This window comes from Cellulomonas sp. ACRRI (assembly GCF_022346185.1).
Lineage (GTDB): Bacteria > Actinomycetota > Actinomycetes > Actinomycetales > Cellulomonadaceae > Cellulomonas.
The window spans coordinates 1-1,863 of record NZ_JAKRMS010000242.1; the positions used below are offsets into that span (position 1 = coordinate 1).

1 protein-coding gene is annotated in these 1,863 nt (G+C 79.1%); it reads right to left on the reverse strand.

The annotated features are described in order from the left end of the window. A partial coding sequence (locus tag MHY85_RS20895) for a TPM domain-containing protein (RefSeq protein ID WP_239200370.1) occupies positions 1 to 1,863 on the reverse strand: 1,863 nt, incomplete at both ends.

Below are 1,863 nucleotides of genomic sequence, written 5' to 3' on the forward strand. Positions count from 1 at the left end.
GCCGCCGCCACCGCCGCGCAGGATCGAGTCGATGAGGATGCCGCCCAGCACCATGCCGCCGATGTCGCCCAGCCCGCCACCGCTGCGGCCGCCCGGTCCGCCGCGGCGCTGCTGGTCGTACCAGTCGACGTCCCGCTGCGCGAGCTGCTGGGCCTCGCGCACCAGGCGGTCCGCCTGCTGCGCCTGGCCGAGCGCGGCCTCCGGGTCGGTGTCCCGCTGGTCGACCGCGGCGCGGAACATCCGGCCGGCCTCGGCGAGCCGGGTGCGCGCCTCGGGGCCGACCGCGCCGCGCCGGGTCTCGATGTAGTCGGTGGTGCCGCGCAGCGCGGAGTCCACCCGGCCGAGGGTCTGGTCGAGCAGCTGCCGGGCGCGCCCCGCGCGGTCCTGGGCCTCGCGCATCGGGCCCAGCGCGCGGTCGATGGCGGCCTCGGCGTCGGTGAGGCCGCGCAGGGCGGCGAGCGGGTCGCCGTCCCCGGCGCGCGCCGCCCGGCCGGTGGCGATCGCGGCGCGCGCGGCCTCGGCGCGGGCGGACACCTCGGGGTGCCGCGGCGCGAGGCGCTGGGCGTCGTCGACGTCGGCGGAGATGGAGGCGATCGCCGCGTCCAGGCGGGAGCCGATGGTGGCGAGCTCGGTCCCGGCGCGGTCCACGCCGTCGAGCAGCGTGCGCACCTGGCCGAGGGCCTCCTCCGCGGCGCGGGCGTACCGGACCGCGACCCCGCGGTCCCCGGCGGCGACGGCGGCGCGGCCCTGGGCGATCGCGGTGCCGACCTCGTCGAGCAGCGCGATCGCCTGGTCGGGGTTGCCGGTCACCGAGGTGAGCGCCTCCGCCGGGTACCGCGCGGCGAGCGTGCCGAGCGTGGCGCGGGCCGCCTCGACCCGCGCGCGCAGCTCGGCGGCCGTGCGCTCGTGGGCGTCCAGCGCCTCGCCGGCGCGGGACTCGACGTCCCGGAGCCGGTCGAACGCCTCCTTCTGCTCGTCCAGCGCCGCGGACGCGGCACCGACCACGTGCAGGATGCGGGTCGCGGTCTCGCGGACCTGCGGCTCGGTGTCCGGCACGTCGTCGTCCAGGGTCTGCCGCAGGCGGAACGCCTCGGTCACGTCGGCCCGGGCGTGGGCGAGCACCTGCTCGAACTCGCGGGTGGCGTCCGCCCCGAACTGCGCCTGGGCGAAGCCGAGCTCCTGCTCCGAGGCGCGCAGGGCGTCGTCGATGCCGACCAGCGCCGAGGCGGACCGGCGGTCGAGCTCGGCGGTCGGCAGCGCGGCGAGCTCGCCCGCCGGGCCCCCGGGGACCTGCGGGCCGCCCGGGAACCGCCCGGGCGCGCCGGCGCCCACCCGCTCGCGGGACGCGCGGCGGCGGGACGACGCCCACGCCGCGGCGGTGATCGCCGCGATGACGACCAGGCCGCCGACGAACAGCCAGCCCAGCGCGGAGCCGCCCCCGCCGCCGGTCGCGGCCTCGCGGACGCCGTCGGCCGCGGTCACCGCTGCGCCGGCCCAGTCGTCCTCGCTCAGGTGGTCCTCGACCTCCGCGGCGATCCGGTCGAGGTCGCCGCCGGACAGGCCGGGGACCTCCTGCGGGGCGAGGACGTACGACCGCTGCTCCGTGGCGACCGCGAGCACGAGGTCGTTCGAGCCCAGGCCGGTCAGCTCCGCGGTCTGGTCCACCCAGGAGAGGCGCTCGGTGCTGAACTCGTCCACGTACACGACGTAGAGCTGGTACTGCGTCTCGTCCGAGAGCTGGTCCAGCGCCGCCTGCACGGTCGCCTCGTCGCCGCCCGACAGGGCGCCCACCTGGTCGGTGATCTCGCCGGTCAGGGCCTCGGGGTCGGCCGCGACGAGCGGGGGCGCGGCGGGCACCGGGGC